Source organism: Paracoccus mutanolyticus (genome assembly GCF_003285265.1).
Lineage (GTDB): Bacteria > Pseudomonadota > Alphaproteobacteria > Rhodobacterales > Rhodobacteraceae > Paracoccus > Paracoccus yeei.
The window spans coordinates 113693-128267 of sequence record NZ_CP030239.1 but is presented as its reverse complement, the minus strand read 5'-3'; the positions used below and the strand labels follow the sequence as shown (position 1 = coordinate 128267).

19 protein-coding genes and 7 pseudogenes are annotated in these 14575 nt (G+C 65.1%); 15 read left to right on the top strand and 11 right to left on the bottom strand.

The window, feature by feature from the left end; genetic code table 11:
* Position 1 precedes the first annotated feature (1 nt).
* The 5 genes and pseudogenes from DPM13_RS00760 to DPM13_RS26370 all read right to left on the bottom strand — a co-directional run bounded on the left by DPM13_RS00760 (position 2) and on the right by DPM13_RS26370 (position 4733).
* Complete coding sequence (locus tag DPM13_RS00760; protein WP_112887261.1) at positions 2 to 358, bottom strand: hypothetical protein; 357 nt, start codon at positions 356 to 358, stop codon at positions 2 to 4.
* Between the two features lie 2431 nt (positions 359 to 2789).
* The gene (locus DPM13_RS00755) at positions 2790 to 3029 is read right to left on the bottom strand and encodes a hypothetical protein (RefSeq protein WP_112887260.1); all 240 of its coding nucleotides are present in this window, start codon (positions 3027 to 3029) and stop codon (positions 2790 to 2792) included.
* A 337-nt stretch (positions 3030 to 3366) separates the two neighbouring features.
* A pseudogene (locus DPM13_RS00750) lies at positions 3367 to 3827 on the bottom strand (hypothetical protein); the annotation flags it as partial.
* Positions 3828 to 4077: 250 nt separating this feature from the next.
* Positions 4078 to 4206 carry a hypothetical protein gene (locus tag DPM13_RS24605; protein WP_262983219.1) on the bottom strand — a complete coding sequence of 43 codons (129 nt, stop codon included), beginning with the start codon at positions 4204 to 4206 and terminating at the stop codon, positions 4078 to 4080.
* A gap of 47 nt (positions 4207 to 4253) precedes the next feature.
* On the bottom strand, positions 4254 to 4733 hold the full coding sequence (locus tag DPM13_RS26370; RefSeq protein ID WP_397246239.1) for a hypothetical protein: 480 nt from the start codon (positions 4731 to 4733) through the stop codon (positions 4254 to 4256).
* A gap of 357 nt (positions 4734 to 5090) precedes the next feature.
* Between DPM13_RS26370 and DPM13_RS00725 the strand changes: the two are divergent.
* The 3 genes and pseudogenes from DPM13_RS00725 to DPM13_RS26365 all read left to right on the top strand — a co-directional run.
* Positions 5091 to 5255, top strand: a pseudogene (locus DPM13_RS00725) (3-keto-5-aminohexanoate cleavage protein); the annotation flags it as partial.
* 97 nt (positions 5256 to 5352) lie between these two features.
* On the top strand, positions 5353 to 5520 hold the full coding sequence (locus DPM13_RS00720; protein WP_223252252.1) for a hydantoinase B/oxoprolinase family protein: 168 nt from the start codon (positions 5353 to 5355) through the stop codon (positions 5518 to 5520).
* A gap of 34 nt (positions 5521 to 5554) precedes the next feature.
* Positions 5555 to 5758, top strand: a pseudogene (locus DPM13_RS26365) (carbohydrate ABC transporter permease); the annotation flags it as partial.
* 40 nt (positions 5759 to 5798) lie between these two features.
* On the opposite strand, the gene DPM13_RS21720 reads toward DPM13_RS26365, so the two are convergent.
* Both DPM13_RS21720 and DPM13_RS00705 read right to left on the bottom strand, forming a co-directional pair.
* On the bottom strand, positions 5799 to 6122 hold the full coding sequence (locus DPM13_RS21720; RefSeq protein WP_223252251.1) for a hypothetical protein: 324 nt from the start codon (positions 6120 to 6122) through the stop codon (positions 5799 to 5801).
* A 4-nt stretch (positions 6123 to 6126) separates the two neighbouring features.
* On the bottom strand, positions 6127 to 6369 hold the full coding sequence (locus DPM13_RS00705; RefSeq protein WP_223252250.1) for a hypothetical protein: 243 nt from the start codon (positions 6367 to 6369) through the stop codon (positions 6127 to 6129).
* Here DPM13_RS00705 and DPM13_RS26360 point away from each other — a divergent pair.
* The 8 genes and pseudogenes from DPM13_RS26360 to DPM13_RS20215 all read left to right on the top strand — a co-directional run bounded on the left by DPM13_RS26360 (position 6368) and on the right by DPM13_RS20215 (position 10946).
* Positions 6368 to 7062 (top strand): annotated as a pseudogene (locus DPM13_RS26360) (hydantoinase/oxoprolinase family protein). The gene DPM13_RS00705 and the pseudogene DPM13_RS26360 overlap by 2 nt on opposite strands.
* A 361-nt stretch (positions 7063 to 7423) precedes the next feature.
* Positions 7424 to 7612: pseudogene (locus tag DPM13_RS00695) on the top strand (DDE-type integrase/transposase/recombinase); the annotation flags it as partial.
* 1144 nt (positions 7613 to 8756) lie between these two features.
* Entirely contained in the window at positions 8757 to 9092 is a 336-nt protein-coding gene (locus DPM13_RS21710) for a hypothetical protein (protein ID WP_223252670.1), read from the top strand.
* Positions 9050 to 9157 (top strand): type I-C CRISPR-associated protein Cas8c/Csd1, encoded by a 108-nt coding sequence (locus tag DPM13_RS00690; RefSeq protein WP_223252498.1) that lies wholly within the window; start codon positions 9050 to 9052, stop codon positions 9155 to 9157. The genes DPM13_RS21710 and DPM13_RS00690 overlap by 43 nt, the downstream gene beginning before the upstream one ends.
* An 83-nt stretch (positions 9158 to 9240) precedes the next feature.
* Positions 9241 to 9468: pseudogene (locus DPM13_RS00685) on the top strand (GDP-mannose 4,6-dehydratase); the annotation flags it as partial.
* Between the two features lie 230 nt (positions 9469 to 9698).
* Positions 9699 to 9839, top strand: a complete 141-nt coding sequence (locus DPM13_RS21705; protein ID WP_223252669.1) for a hypothetical protein — start codon at positions 9699 to 9701, stop codon at positions 9837 to 9839.
* Positions 9776 to 10252 (top strand): cytosine permease, encoded by a 477-nt coding sequence (locus tag DPM13_RS00680; protein WP_223252497.1) that lies wholly within the window; start codon positions 9776 to 9778, stop codon positions 10250 to 10252. The genes DPM13_RS21705 and DPM13_RS00680 overlap by 64 nt, the downstream gene beginning before the upstream one ends.
* Positions 10167 to 10946 carry a hypothetical protein gene (locus tag DPM13_RS20215; protein WP_189654969.1) on the top strand — a complete coding sequence of 260 codons (780 nt, stop codon included), beginning with the start codon at positions 10167 to 10169 and terminating at the stop codon, positions 10944 to 10946. Before DPM13_RS00680 ends, DPM13_RS20215 begins: the two co-directional genes overlap by 86 nt.
* A gap of 134 nt (positions 10947 to 11080) precedes the next feature.
* Here the strand turns inward: DPM13_RS20215 and DPM13_RS20210 are convergent, their stop codons facing one another.
* Together DPM13_RS20210 and DPM13_RS00675 are read right to left on the bottom strand one after the other, a co-directional pair.
* A complete protein-coding gene (locus DPM13_RS20210) occupies positions 11081 to 11245 on the bottom strand; it encodes a hypothetical protein (protein WP_223252249.1) in 165 nt (54 codons plus the stop codon).
* A gap of 57 nt (positions 11246 to 11302) precedes the next feature.
* Complete coding sequence (locus DPM13_RS00675; RefSeq protein ID WP_112887257.1) at positions 11303 to 11647, bottom strand: hypothetical protein; 345 nt, start codon at positions 11645 to 11647, stop codon at positions 11303 to 11305.
* A 32-nt stretch (positions 11648 to 11679) separates the two neighbouring features.
* On the opposite strand from DPM13_RS00675, the gene DPM13_RS21700 reads away from it, so the two are divergent.
* On the top strand, positions 11680 to 12000 hold the full coding sequence (locus DPM13_RS21700) for an ABC transporter permease subunit (RefSeq protein ID WP_223252248.1): 321 nt from the start codon (positions 11680 to 11682) through the stop codon (positions 11998 to 12000).
* A gap of 416 nt (positions 12001 to 12416) precedes the next feature.
* Here DPM13_RS21700 and DPM13_RS00660 read toward each other — a convergent pair whose 3' ends face one another.
* A complete protein-coding gene (locus DPM13_RS00660; protein ID WP_112887255.1) occupies positions 12417 to 12632 on the bottom strand; it encodes a hypothetical protein in 216 nt (71 codons plus the stop codon).
* Positions 12620 to 12721 (bottom strand): annotated as a pseudogene (locus DPM13_RS00655) (transposase); the annotation flags it as partial. The pseudogene DPM13_RS00655 and the gene DPM13_RS00660, both read right to left, overlap by 13 nt.
* A gap of 187 nt (positions 12722 to 12908) precedes the next feature.
* On the opposite strand from DPM13_RS00655, the gene DPM13_RS19495 reads away from it, so the two are divergent.
* The 3 genes from DPM13_RS19495 (at position 12909) to DPM13_RS00650 (ending at position 14105) form a co-directional block, all read left to right on the top strand.
* Positions 12909 to 13109, top strand: coding sequence for a hypothetical protein (locus DPM13_RS19495; RefSeq protein ID WP_145963285.1), 201 nt, complete (start codon positions 12909 to 12911; stop codon positions 13107 to 13109).
* Complete coding sequence (locus tag DPM13_RS19490; RefSeq protein ID WP_145963284.1) at positions 13106 to 13336, top strand: hypothetical protein; 231 nt, start codon at positions 13106 to 13108, stop codon at positions 13334 to 13336. The genes DPM13_RS19495 and DPM13_RS19490 overlap by 4 nt, the downstream gene beginning before the upstream one ends.
* A 100-nt stretch (positions 13337 to 13436) precedes the next feature.
* Positions 13437 to 14105, top strand: coding sequence for a DUF1007 family protein (locus DPM13_RS00650; RefSeq protein WP_112887254.1), 669 nt, complete (start codon positions 13437 to 13439; stop codon positions 14103 to 14105).
* Positions 14106 to 14575: the final 470 nt, after the last annotated feature.

Sequence of the window (14575 nt, the reverse complement as noted above, 5' to 3'; positions counted from 1 at the left end):
ATTAAACCGGGGCTTTCTTCATGGTGCGACGTATTCGGCGGTTCGCCGAGCTTGGGTCGCCGCGCAGCTTGGCCAAGTCGGGAATGTTCCCCTCGAGGATATCCGCCAGTATGTGATCCGGCGCGAATGGCTGGAAGAGATAGTGGTCACCGCGCTCAAGCCGCTGATCGGCCGCGTCGGGGCGGACCAACTGGATAGCATCGCTACGGCGCTGGACCGTGGCGCAGGCCGCGGCCTGGTGCCCCGCTGCGTCGAACGGCTCCGTCGCACCCCGGCCGATGCTGGCGACGTGCTTGCCGCCCCATTTCACGACGAAATCGGAAAGCGCGGCATCGTTGGCGGTTTGCAGCGGGGCCATCAGTCCGCGATGCTCGGGCTATGGCGCGCCCCTTGCGGTGTTCGTTGAAGGATCCCAGTCTTGGGTTGATGATGCCTCGCTCGGATCATCCGCTCCCTGTAGCTGGATGCGGATATGCTCCATGAACCGGTCGAACATCTCATAGGTGACCGCGTTGCGCTTTTCCGGCCGGTTCAGTGTGATCAATCAGCTTCTGCACCTCGTCCTTGTTCAGATACCGTTCTGTCGGGGTCGGCTGGATGGCCGTTCTGGATGTCGGTAGCGGCCTCTGATGAGGCTGGACGCTCTCGTTGGTATGGCGTTGCGCAGGTGGCCGAGTTCGCGCTAGGTCCGAGCCTTGGGAAATGCTGGCAGCCTGCGCGCCTTGCGTAGGGCCGTTTCCTTTTTCTGTCGTGGTGTGGTCTGGGCTGATTCTGTGGGAGTTGGGCCGGACCGACTGTTTCCGTGTCAGGTCCTCGTCTTGGCCGTGGGTCTGGACCCAAGGACATCTCATGTGCTCGCCCAGATATCAGAGAGGTGCTGCCCGACTGTGCTACCTGCACTCTGTCCCGGTACCTATTGCCCAGCCCCGCTCCGGCAGGGATTCTTCATGCTAGCGACCTGCTCGACAGGACGCGTGAAAGGCGTTAAACCTCTGAGCCGTCCTTAGCTGGACGAGGCCCGCCCTATCACCACAACCCGGGCGGGTATCCATACAATTTCCAAATGCGGAAACGGCCGAACTCGCCAGTAGCGCATGTCTTGCGCACGGCATTGGCGCTGACGCCCCAGCGTTCGGCCGGCGTCTCATGGCTGTATGGCATTCATCGTGCTTACCAAGGCCAACGCCGGGTCATGATCGCGTGGGATCGGCTCGTGCGTGCCGATGGATTTTTCGATCTTCATGGCGGCAGTTGTCGGTCACACAGTGCGTCGCTCTTGGGACATTGGCATCTATGCGAAAGTGCGTGCAGGTTGTCGTCTGGATGCCTATCGTGGCGGCGATCAAGGCAGATGCGCTGTGCTTTGCCTCAACCGCGAGTGCTGGGCTTCGTGTCTTGCTCCTCTGATTGCTGGGTCTGACGTTGGCGGTAAGATGCGTCGCCTCAACTCGCTCCGTGCCCCCATCGCCGTGGTTTCTTGGGCCTTTACGTCGTCACGCAGCCGTGCGATCCGTTCAGCGTCGGTCATTTCAACCTCCGCAATCTCGGCCGCAGCCAGGAGCATTTGCCCGTTGCCCGAAGATCCTCAGATCGGGATGAAGCACAGTGCCTCGCGCTTCCACCCATCGATCCGGCGTGTTCACCGACCCTGCCACCCTGGCTCGGTTAACGCTGTTCCGATCTCCCGCGTGCGGGCCGGGCCTCAGGTGCTAAACCGTGTCGCACTCCTGTTGGTACTGTCCTGGGACGCTCGTGCGTTAACGGGTTTGGCAAATCTTGGCGTCGGTCATAGGCCTCGGCTGGCGTCAGCAATCCATGCGGCAGTGCGATGATGCGTTTATGCGGTCAGCTGATCCAGGCGCCGATCCCCCTGCGGGACACTTCATCGTCAGAATCAGAACAGGTTCGGTCATAAGGCCAATCGTCAGAATTTTGCCGATAGCTTGAAGTTCACGCTGCGCGGCTCTCCGTAGAAGTTGAAGACCGAGGTTCCGCCGACACGTTCGTATCGGGCAGAGCCGTCTGTGCGCTGTTCAGAAGCTCTCCCTCCAGCCGCGCGCGCTCGGCTTCGGCCTCGGCAAGCGCACGCTCTTTCGCCTCTCGGCCTCTTCGTTGCGGCATCGACCTGTGCGTGCAACTTGCTCATGCTATCGCGGTTTTAGCCGCTTGCTTTCGGCGGGGGCTGCGGCGAGGGCGCTTTGCTCCTCCGCGCCGTCACCGCCTCTTGCTGGCAGGCGGGCGGGGAAGGGTGGTGAGCCTCATAGTCATGACCGCAGATGCGGCAATCACCCATCGCCATGTAGCCGGCGTCTCATGCGGCTTCTCTCGGGGCCTTGCCCACCAGAGGCTCCGGCGCGGCGGGCGGGGCTGTCGGCGGCGAAGCGGCAGTTTTTGCTCTAATGTCGTCCGCCAGACCACCGTCAAGACCGAGCGTGCTCGAAGATACGCAGTCAACGTTTCAACGCTCGTCCATTACATCCACCAGCGCCGTGTTGTCCGTGGGCGCGGCGGGCGGGGGCGTGCGGGCTCGGACCGCGCGATGATTTCGCCTTTGGCGGCCTGCCGGCGACCGACGCTTCCGCTGCAAAGTCGCAACCCCTGGGAGCTTGGCGCGTCGGTAGCGGGCGAGTTTCAGGGATATTGCACAACCTGCTCGCGGTCCACCTGCCCCTCGGGCGCGGCGCGATCTGTGAGAGTATAGCTGATGTGACCTTCCCCATTAAAGTCATGGTCATAACAACCGAACAGTTCGGCTTCCATTTTCCTGACGATATAGTTGTGCCGTGTTGTTAGGCTCGGATTGCGTTTGGCACGCATGCGGTTTGCGCCGGGATGCGGGCGGCGCGGGCGCGGTTAATGATCGGCCCCATAAAGTGCTTGTATTCGGCGGTGCCGGCATTCGCGATGTCGTCGAGGCCCCCGAATTCGCGTATCGCCTCCGCGACAAGGCGCGCATGGGTTTCCGGAAGGCCAATGTCTCCGGCGGACGCATGGGCCCGTCCTCCCTTGCCGCGGATTTCGTCTGCCACCTCATCCAGCCGCGCAGTTTTGCCGCGCTGTCGCTGCCTCCGCGATCCTCGGTGGATCCGGCATCTGCTGCACGATGCTGCTGGGGCGTCTGCCAAGAGCCACCGCCCGGAAGGGTCCGACATCATCTGGACGTCCGTGGGATGCTCGATCGGCGGGATAGGTCCGCCAGTGCGATGAGTCGGTTAAGCCCCACCCCCTAAAGGCTGGGCCCGGAACCAGACATAGGACAATTTGCCACACCCTGCACACCTTGAATCTGGCGGTTGACCAAAGGATGCTCTCGGCCTTCTATTGCCCCCAAAGCCTCCCCTCCTCGGCCCGGGTGCCCCCAAGAGGTCAGCTAGACATGAGCGCAGCCACACCGAGGCCGTCCAGTGCGGTTCGATAGCGGGTCATGCAGTCCGCCTGAACTGGTGCTGATGCGCCACGCGATTGCGCGGCACAAGCGGCGGCGATCCCTGCAAACTGCGGCTGCGGATCTTCCAGCGATCTGGCCTTAGCGGCGCGCGATGGATGGCTGACCAGGCCTTGTGCGTCTCGGGATCGTCCTTGGGCTTAGGTGGGATCAGGCGGTTAGTGGGTGCCAAGGGCGGAAGGCCGCGCAGGTAGAAGCCCGTGGCCTTGAATGCGGGCTCTCCGAACCACCACGGCTGGATGATCTGAGGCCGCGGGAGATCAGGTGGCATGCGCTCGCGCGCGTGCCGATGCATGATGGGGTTCTCAACGGCAACGCAGGGCACAGGTGCCTGCCAGCAAGCCGCGAACAGAGCCACACCCTCGTCAAGCTCTCGCCACATGTCATCCAGGCTGCGGCCGGTCCGGTCTATTCCAGCTATGTCGGTCATCCTGCCACATCAACCGGGCCAGTGGGGCAGCTCTGCGGGACAAAGCTGCCGGTCACCAGACGAGTTTGATGCCCGACATGAACAACAGGATCGACAATATCCCGCGCAACCAGCGGTCAGAGGGATAACGGCTCCCGGGAGCGGACGCTGCAGCAGCTTGGCGATCTCCCAGGGAGCATTGAGCCACGTGTCCCAGTCCTGGTCAGGCGCTGCTGATGCGGAACTGCGGGTGGATGATCGGGCGCACCTCGACGCTGCGGCCCAGAAATCCGATCAGGCTTTCGGGATAGACGGCACGCCCAGCCCGGCCGCGACCGGCCCAGCAGGGCAAGTTGACCGCTGCCTCGATGCGCTGTCATCCGTGCCGCTCCGGCTGGATCAGCGCAGCCGGGGGGGCAACGGGTTGGGACTGGGTATCGCCCAGGAGAGTCGTGGCTCGCCAGGCCGCAGGGCGTGACCACCGGCACCCTGCTGGGCTCGACCGGCATCCAGGTGTTCCTGGGCAATTACGGCCCCGACGGGCTGGTGGTCATCGACCCGGTGGACGAGCCGCATTACCGCTACGTCAAGCTCGAAATTCGAAAGCGGCCTTGGCCGCAAGCAGGATCGCGTGAAAGGATTTTTCGACCTTCCGGGAAGCCGGAACCGCGCCATTGTCGGCCAGAACATGAAGCGGGGCTCGAGTGGAGCCCCATCGCCTACCAGGTTGCCTGGCGATGCGCCGGGCCAACTGGTCGAGGACGCATGCCGCGCTGCAGGCGCCAGCGCCAGCAGGTATCGCCCGGCCTGGGTCAGGCGCAGTCCGCGCCCCTCTTTCTGCCAGACGGCGACGCGATGGCGGTCCTCGAACTTGCGCATGGTGTGGCTGACGGCCGATTGCGTCAGGTTCAGCCGGTCGGCGGCGCGGCGAAAGCGAGTTCCTGGGCCAGGGTGACGAAGGAGGCTTCTCGTGCCGGAATGATCGCTCATGGAACGGCGCCCCGCGATTGATGCATATGCTGACGCATAATGCTGGCAGGCCTTTCTGCCGGGTCGGGCACCGCGGGGATGCCCCCAGAGCGGCGGACGATGGATGCCGGCGGCTCGGATACCCGGCGCAGCGCTGCGCCTTTCTACCCAGACAGGGAGCTCGATCATGAGCGAAGAAGGACACCAAGGAACTGGATCGCGAGGTGCGGGAGCTTCGCACCGCCAATGAACTGTAGAAGGAGCGCGGCTTTCGAGGCGGGTGCGAGCATTGCCCATTGCCACGTCCGCGACGACGAGGGCCGCCCGACCAGCGACCCGGACCGCTTCGCCGCGCTCAAGGAGGGGCTGGAAAAGCACTGCCCCGGCCTCATCGTGCAGCTCTCGAAGGCGTTCCGCGCCGCGCACCTACACGGTCTTGCACGTGGCCACCGAAATACGGAAACGAGGCCTGGGAACTGCTGGAGCGCTTCTCGGGCAAGCTGGGCCTGAGGCAAACAAGTCGGGCGAGGTGGTAGGCATCAAGGACAAGGACATCTTCTGCAACAACGACAGCCTGATCGGCAACGTCCATCCCTGCGACATCCACACCATCGTGCCGATCTTTCACCAGGGCGAGCTGATCGGCTGGGTCGGCGGCGTGACCCATGTGATCGACACCGGCTTGCCCGATTGGTAGTGCCCAAAGAACTGCGCGGTTTGGTCGGCGATGGCTTTTCGACACCCATATCGCGGTGGCGCTCGCACATTGCCTGTTCAACGTGCCGCTGGCCGTCTGGATCCTGGAAGGCTTCATGCGCGGCGTCCCGCGCGAGATCGACGAGACGGCCTATATCGACGGCTATTCGGCGCCCAGAAGATGGCGGCGGAATGAACCTCCGAGCTGGCGCCGGTCCCTTGCGTCCGGCGCCTTTTTCAGCGCCGCGAAGACGGGCGCGAGTAACCAACTGAGTGTTGTCACGTGGCCAGGATTGGCGTCGATGTGGGGGGTGGGGATGTGTTGGAATTGGTATGAGGATTTAATGTCGTAGGATAGCTGTATTGCCGGCGATCAGGAAGAACCAGTCGATATTGCTGGTGCCCGGGCGGCGGTGGCATCTGCGACCAGGCGGGGATCGACCCGTCCGAGGTCGAGACCATCGTCCACGGCACCACTTCCGCAACGAACATCACCATCGAGCACAAGGCGCGGAATGCGGGATGATCACCACCCACGGCTTCCGTGCATACCTGCACCGCGCCATAGCGCTTGAATACCTTGTCGATCTTGACGTTTGCCATGGTGTTATCCTTGCTGCGGCAGGACGATCTGCATCTTGACATCCCCCGGCGGCGCCGAGGCGGCGATGCGGAACGCCTGCACGCTGTCCTTGAAGTCGAAGGTGCGGGTAATCAACGGCTTCACGTCGATGGCACCCGAGGCGATCATGGCGACGCAGCGCGGGAAGGCGTGGGCATAGCGGAAATGTTTTCCACCCGCGCCTCGGTCACCATGGCCGCCAGGCGGCGCAGATGCCGGCGGGACCATGATGCTGCTCGACCGGCGCATTGAAAGCCAGGGCCAAGGCCTCCTGTTCCTGCGCGACCTGGACGCCCGGCTGCGTGCGGCGGGCGTGACCTCGAAACGCGACATGCATCGAAGGCGGCGCTCGACCGTGGACGCCCTGCAGCGCGGCGCCCGATCCGCATCCCTTCGGGCCCGGCCGGCGGCGTATCGCTGGCACTGCCGAGGCCAGATGCTGGCTACGCCAACATCGCCGTCGATATCGGCGGCACCTTCGTCCGACGTGTCGACTATCCCCGGCGGCCAGCTGAAGATCCTGAACCAGCGCGACATGTCTCGGACATCCGGTGCTGCGCCGATGATCGACCTGGTGACCATCGGCGCGGGCGGTGGCTCGGTCGGCGTGATCGACGACGCCGGCGGCTGTCGGTCGGGCCGCGAAACGCGGGGTCCGAGCCGGGGCCCGCGTGCTATGGCCGCGGCGGTCTGCGTCCGGCGGTGACCGACGCCGATCTGGTGGTGGGCAAGATCGACCCCGAAGGCTTTGCCGGCGGCCTTCCGCTCGACGTGGCCCTGGCCGGAAGCCGCGCTGTGGGCAAGATCGCCGGCCCCATCGGCCTGCCGGTCGGACCGGCGCTGGCGTCATCAGGTTCATCAACAACAACGATGGAGATGGTGATCCGCACGACCTCGGTGGCGCCCGGCATTCGTAATTGACGCAAGAAGAGTCCGACCATGCCCTTCGGCGGCGCCCCCCGCTGACAGCGTGTCCTTTACCGATGCGGTCAGCGCCCGCGACTGGTCGTGCAGGTGGCGCCGGTGATCATTTGCCGCGGCAGCCTGCTCAACACCAAATTCAACGAACGATACCGAGGCCGAGATCCGACCTGAACTCGGCCGTGGCCACGGAATGGCCCGACAACGTCCATGTCGAAAAGCTGCGCGCAGCGGCTTGGGAATGACGCGGTCGTCATCGCGCGCGATGCGCAGGATCCGAAGATCATGACGAATTCCGCTATCAGGGCCACGGCGTCGCGTTGCGCGCCGATCTTCCCGACGGCCGCTGACGCACGGAACTAGCCTCATCATCGACGTCTTCGCCCGAAAGATCGTCGGTTGGCGCGTCTCGACATCGATGGCGACCGGCTTCGTCCTCGATGCCCTGAACCAGGCCATCTGCCAGCGTGCGCCGGGCGAGGCCGATAAGCTGATCCATCACAGTGATCGGGGCAGCCAGTATCTGTCGATCCGATACACCGAGAGACTGCGGCTGACGCTGGAAACGCCGCGTTCGCCGCACAAAACCTGGCGGGCGACCTGTGCCGGAGGCCGGCATCCTGGGTCGGGCACAATACGGCATCCCACCGGTCCCGTCCGCTTCGGGGCGGGCGGGCGACCGCGCATCAGCAAGGCATATTCTGCGGCAAACTCGGCGGTTCCCGGGGCTGCATACATCCGCTGTGTCGAGATCCCCAGCGGCAGAAATGAGGCATCCGCTTTCCCGGATGTCGTTTCCTCGATCATCGGAAGGCCGGCAGCGGGCGCGGGCCTGTTCGACGTGCCTTTCCAGACGCTGTGCGAGCGGCATCGACGCCGATGTATATTGCGCTCGATCCTCGGTTAACTGCGCTGTACGCCGAAACGCTGGATGACGGGCGGTCGTCTTGTGCGTTTCAGCCATTTTTCCACACTGTCCCATTGTTATGGCGGACAGGCTACTTTGTGGATTGGCGCCGCGTGACGCGAAGCGCCATAACCCGGCTGGTGGGCTTTGTCCATGGCCCCCTTTGACTGCGCAAAGGCGGCAGCGGGGCGATCATGACGTGCCCGATGTCTATGCCGAAGGCATGCTGTTCGCAGGCACCAAGCTCTACCGCAAGGGCGAGCGGAACAATCCATGGGTCTTTTCGGCTGCACTCCCGCGCGGCCGGGCAGCCGGTCCTGGATATGGGTCCAGATCGCCTCGGCCACCGGAGCGCGCGCCGCGTCGATCGGCAGGTCCACCTTCCGAGAAGACGGTCTCGGCGCAGCCTAATCAGTGAACCACAAACGCCGGGTAAGACCCGGGGCGGTTCAGCTTGATCCTTTCATCCCGATCATCGAGGGCTGGCTGGAGGCGGACCGTTCGATGCCGCGCAAGCAGCGGCATACGGCCAAGGGCGGTTCGCGGCGCGGCGCGAGTCGAGGTGGACCTGACCGGCGGCGACGATGCCACAGGCGCCGCCCTGCGTCCAAGCGGTGCCGCGCCGAACTTGCGGGTTTCCGCAAACGGCGGCGGATGCCGCCACCTGGGACGCGCAAGTCCTCGAACGACGCTCCTTCCGCCCTATCAACGTCACGCGCCGAGGGGTCGATCTTCAACCCTCGCGCCGCCGCCAAGGCCGATGGCGCGCTGTGCCCAGCGCAGCCGCATGATCGACCTGATCGCGGGGCTGGCCGGGATGACGGCGCTTGCCACCGGGCGATCCGTCATCCTGGGCGCGGGGCTTGCGGCGCTGTCGGCCCTCGGGCGATTACTGGGTGTTCTCGAGGTGATCGAGGGCGCCTATGGCGGGCGGCCGCGCAGCGACGGGCCGGACAGCATCGACAACCTGATGGCCAACACCCGCTCGACCCGCGGAAGACCTGGCGATGCCTATCCCGCTGATTGCGACCGCTACGAGTTCCGCATGAGCGTCCCGCCGCGCGCGAAGCCTGGCGGCGGATCGGGGCCGGGGCGGCATCGGCCCCGCAAACCTGCCTTGTGACCGGCGATCCGGGCCCGGTCGCGCGGCTGCATCCTTCGATCAAGGGGGTGTGGGACGCTACATGATCGAATGGTCCAGCGTTTCACGCGAGGCATTCGGGTCCATCTTCTGCGGGTCGTTCGCACCGGTGCCGATGACGTGATGGGCTATGATGACCAATGTGGTCGGCACCAACAACCTGCTGCACCTGGCCGAGGCGGCCGGGGCCCGGTTCCTGCTGACCTCGACCAGCGAGGTCTATGGCGACCCCGAAATCCACCCGCAGGCCGAGAATTACCGCGGCCATGTGAACTGCACCGGCCCCCGCGCCTGCTATGACGAGGGCAAGCGCGCCGCCGAGACGCTGGCCTTCGACTATGCCCGCGCGGGCCGCGCGGTCTGAACGCCGCGCGACGGTCGCATATGTCCGACGCACAGGGATCAGCGAGCCGTACCTGAAGGTAGGCACGGGCTGGCCGCCGGGCGGCTGACCGCACCTGCCCTGATCGAGGCGAGCCTCCTGGTGCAGACCACCAACAACGGCCAGGTCGATGCTGGCGGTCTGCTGGATCGGGTCGGCAGCGCGACATCATCGCCACCTACATCCCGTTCGAGAACGACCTGGCGGTGCTGGGGCGGCAGTTGCAGCAACTGGGGGTCAAGGCGACGCTGATCGGCTGCCGCGACATCGGCACCGAGACGGGCTGGCCTTCGCGGTCTATGAGCCGCACCGCTTCGGCACCCGCGGCGCCCAGATCCCGGCGCTGATCCGGGGCGGCGTGGCCATCGTCTGGTTCGGCATCCAGACCTATCTCGCCTCGATGGTGCTCGACGTGCTCCTGGCGATACTCCTGGGCTTTCCAACGGGATGCCGTGGCCCCGACACGGTCAGTGTCCAGGTCAGGCATTCGATTTCCATGCCGGGGATGATGCGGCCGAAATGGCGGACATACTCCGCCTCGAAGCGGCTGCGGATCTCGGCCTGGATGTCCATTTCAGGCAGGCCCTGCGGCAATGCCCTGCGGCAATGCGATCTGCACCTCGTGCCCCTGCCCGCGATAACGGACGTTCATCGCCACTGGCTTCTGGTCAGCGATGGCTATCGGCATTCCGAACCTGACGCGGTTCGTGAAGACGCTTACCGGAACCCGCAGCTTCCTGCGCCGCAATGCCGGCGATGATCTTGCCAATGCCGCCGCTGGTGCGGCCCTTGGCAACAGGAACGATATGCAAGGCTTGGGTGTCCTTCATCACGACCAGCAATCTGGAACCCGGTCGAGCTCATCCAAGGCGATGCGCAGGGTATTGCTCTCTGGCCGCTGGTGCTGGTCGGTGCTCGCGCATGGTCGACGAATGGCTCGGCCAACTGATCCCCGCCGCGCTGGCTTGTCACCTGACGCGGCTGCGCCGTCAACTCCGCAAGACCGGGACGCTGCTGATCGTGGTCGGCACCTGTGCATTCACGGCCGATCCCGGCGCGTCTCCGTTCCTGGGCTATTCGGTCGCCTTCCAGTTGACCATCGGCGGCATCATGCCCGCGTTGTTTATCAGGATATCGGGCTCAATGCCCCCAAGCGCCTGCGTTACGGCCTGCGGGTCGACCAGATCGCAGCCAGCGGCTGCGACCCGGCCGGACCGATCGCCTGGCTGCTGGCGTGGCGCCGACCGCCTGCGGGCGACGGCCAGCGCATGGCCGCCCTGTCCTGGTATCTGGCGCTGATGACCGACAGTTGCCTGCGCCTGGTCAGGCCGAGCTGGCGTCGCGGGGACGCACTTCTGGCCGCATCGGCGGCATGCGACCCGCGCCATCATCGGCGACGGGCGCAACGACGAAAACCTGCTGGTCGGGCAACGCGGGCGATCGCGAAGATCTGAGGCGAGGGAATGGCTGGCGGCGAAGTCCGCCGGCTTAGCATCGAATCCATCGTGCTGGAGTTTGCCCTGCCACTCTACTGGACGATGTTTGGCTCGGCATTTCCAGTCGCCGATCGGGGCCAATTCGTCAGGGTTCATCTCATCCAGGTGCCCTTCGGCAGCCGGAATTCGGTGCCATAGGCGGCGCCGTCGTTGATCATCTCGGTCGGGATCAGCGACTGGGTCATCATCACCCAGATGCCGCTGGTGAAGCTGACCTGATGCGCGTTGTAGGTGTGCCAGCGGGACGACTTTGTCACTCTCCGCAGTGCTCGGGGTACTCGTCACATCGCGACAGCCCGTTGCCAGTTGCGTTCCTAACCGCCTCGGCCCGCTGCCAGATCGGCCATTCGCTTGACGGAAGGTATCACGACGGTCTCTCGAAGCACGGTCGCATAGCTGATGCCCCGTCTTGAGACAGGCAGCGTGGCATCCCGCCGTGTGCGCAAACCCGCATGATCGCAAGCCCTGTCGCATGAAGCGGACTGGGCCAACCGGGCGGAAGACCTGCGCCCAGTCCGGCTGGTCATGTCGACCAGCAGCGTCGCCGTGATCACGCTGGCCAGCGCCATGAAAGCGCCGAGCCCTAAGTCGATCTGGCTGCCAGCCACTACGAACATCTGCGCCAAAGCAGCAAAGACCAGCGGCACCGCCCCGGCCATGATCAGGTCATTGCACTGGAAAGGTCGTAGCCTTGCAGCAACCCTTTCCGCTTTATCTGAACGTCTATGCCGGCATCCGCGGTGTCGATCAGTCGCTGGTCGAGGCCGGGCGCACCCTGGGCCTGTCGCGCGCGGGGTTGGTCTGGCATGTCATCCTGCGGCGCGCTGCCAAGCGCTGGCTCCGGCCTGCGCTGGTCGCAGGTGCTGTTCGCGGGCATCGCCTGGCTGGGCTGATCGTTCTGCCGATCAGCTTTACAACCAGATCCAGATCATGGTGGGCGCAATGCTGGCGCGGCGCTATGCAGCGGCGGCCTAGGCGCTTCAGGCCTGCGTGCGAGCGTCGTCGACCATGACGGCAGGTCTGCCTGGCCTTGCGGCGGCCTAGCGCGCGGGACGAGGTGAGAAAGCCCGGCAGGCAAGGCAGCGAAGGGCCTATATTCGAACGGTCCATCATGTCGACCAAGGCCCGGCGGCGGATCCCGCCTGGACAGCGCCAGCGAACCCGTGCGAGGCCTTGCCCGGTCCAGTCGCCGCTGCCGACAGCAGGTTGAAATCGACAGCCGGGTTCATCCGCCAGTCCGCGTCGCGCAGCCGCACCGCGCCCCGGTCGGAATAGGGCTTCCAACCGGAAAGCATCGGTGCCGATGCGAAGCCCCGCGTTCCAGAAGCCGCTCGGCCGAGGCCTCGGTCGGGCCGGGCCCGACCAAGGCGCGGCTCGCCACCGCGCATGCTGCGCCGGACAACAAGGTTTGCTCTGCATAGGATGCCTTCACCGAAAGGCCGCGCCGGCGAACGTGCAGGGCCACCATACATCCGCCTCGGGCGACATGAGGGGGATGACAAGCTGGATGTCGGGCTCATCGACACCGGGGCCGGACCGCACGAACGCCGTCAGCCCGCCCGGCATTCCCGCCATCGGCCCGGAGCGCAGGAACCACCCGCGCAGGGCATTGAAGGCGGGCGCGGCCGGCGGCAGGCCGCGCACTTGAACCGGCGCCGCGTTGCCAGGTCGTAGATGTCGAGGCACCCGCAGAGCGGGCAGACCGGTGCGCCATCCGTCTCGGGCCATGGCAGCCTCTAAGCACAATGCCTGTTCGCACTATGTTCTCTGGCGGCTGACCGCCGGCTGGGTGACGTGCAGATCCTCGGCCGTCGGCCTGAAAGCGGCCGCACGCGCGCGCCGGCCTCGAACGCGCGCAAGGCATTGAGCGGCGGTTGCGACATGAAGGTCTTTCATGAGAAAATCCCAATGAGGTTATAAATGACCCTTGTCCCGATCGACGTGACCAGCATCGCCCGGCTGCTGGGGGAAATGATCTCCGAAGCCAAGCTGCAGCTCAAGGAGCAGATTGCGCAGAACGTGAAGCTTCGGACGCCAGATGCTGCACGCTGGACGCGATCCGCAAATGCATGCAAAGCCAGATCGACGCGCCTTACCGTCCGAGAAAAAGGGAGGCCGTGAGCATCGGTTCGGGTGGCGATATCAGCTTCTTCGTCGATCACCAGCACGCCACCTCGATCAGCGCCGGCACGACGGTGGCCAAGTCGGCAGCGACCTTTGTCGGCAAGAACCTGTCACTATTCCGATGGAACAGGACATCTGCTGCCACGCCATTCGCAGGTCATCGGCGGCGCCAGGCGGATCGGCGATCGGTCGACCGTGTGAATCTCGACACTCGGCGGCGCTGAAAGCGGATGCCCCGGGTCGATTACGAGATCGGCGCCGGCACCTCGGAAATCCGGCGGATGCTGATCGGCCGCGGAAATCTTTGCGCAGACGGCCTGAGCCATGGCCCGCATCGCCAGCCATCGCCGGCGCGGCCTGCGTCGAAGCCGCCGCCGTGGGTGTTCCGGAGCAGCGGTCGCGCTGCATTCCACCGAGACCAGGTGCGCGAGATCGCAAAGACCTGGCCGAGGGCGAGCTGATGCACACCGGCCTGTTCCACGTCCCGGCTCAACCCGTGGCGCGCACAACCCGGTCACGGCACGCAAGACGAAGCCGTCACTATGCCGCCCTGGACCTGACCCCGGAGGACATCGCGGGAAGGACGGGATTGAGGCGCAGGTCTACGATCCGACCTATTACACCTTCTATGACCTGGCCGGAGCACCTCGGATCAACGGCCGGGACGACTGCCGCGTCCAGATCGAAAAGGCCGACATCGCCGCCGCGCAGCGCAAATATGGCGACGAACTGGCCAAGCTGACCAATGACGAGATCATGGATCAGGGCAAATACCCCGATGTGGGCGGCGATTTCGCCGACGACATGAGGCTGGAACTGCGCGAGGATTGCGACACCGTGCTGGAACCCGGCGGTCGTCTCGAGGAGCCGCTGATCACCATCCCCGACCACCGTCAGGCCCGGCGGCTATCGGAACCGCCACCTGGCGATCGAGGAGACCGGCAAGCGCACATCACCGGCTTCCCGCTGACCGGGCTGTCGCAAGACGGGTAAACGAAGGGAGAGCGCCGACATCGACCGGCACGGCAGCAGACCAACGAAGATGCCCTTCGTGCCTTCCTGCTTGAAGCCCTGCTCGGGCCGCCTTGGAGCATCGCGCCGTTGACGATGATCGTCCCCATCATCGGTTCCCATGGGAGGCGTCCGTGACCACCATGACCATCCCCGCCGCGGCGGGCGCGGACCGACCACCACATTGGTGCCCCGGCCGTCCTGCGAATAGGGTTCCACCCAGGCATCGCCGAAGCTCGTCGAACGGTTCGGCTCTGTCACCGATCAAGTACGCCAAAGTATCGCCACTGCCTGTTTCCCCGAATTCTGCGAGCCGCTACGCCGCACCGCGAACAGTCGGCTCTCCGCCCGATCGGCGGCACGTCTGGGGCAGCATCGGCGACCGCATCGGCCGCAGGACCGCGCTGTCTGGTCGATCCTGATCATGTCCGGGGCGACGACGGTCATCGCCT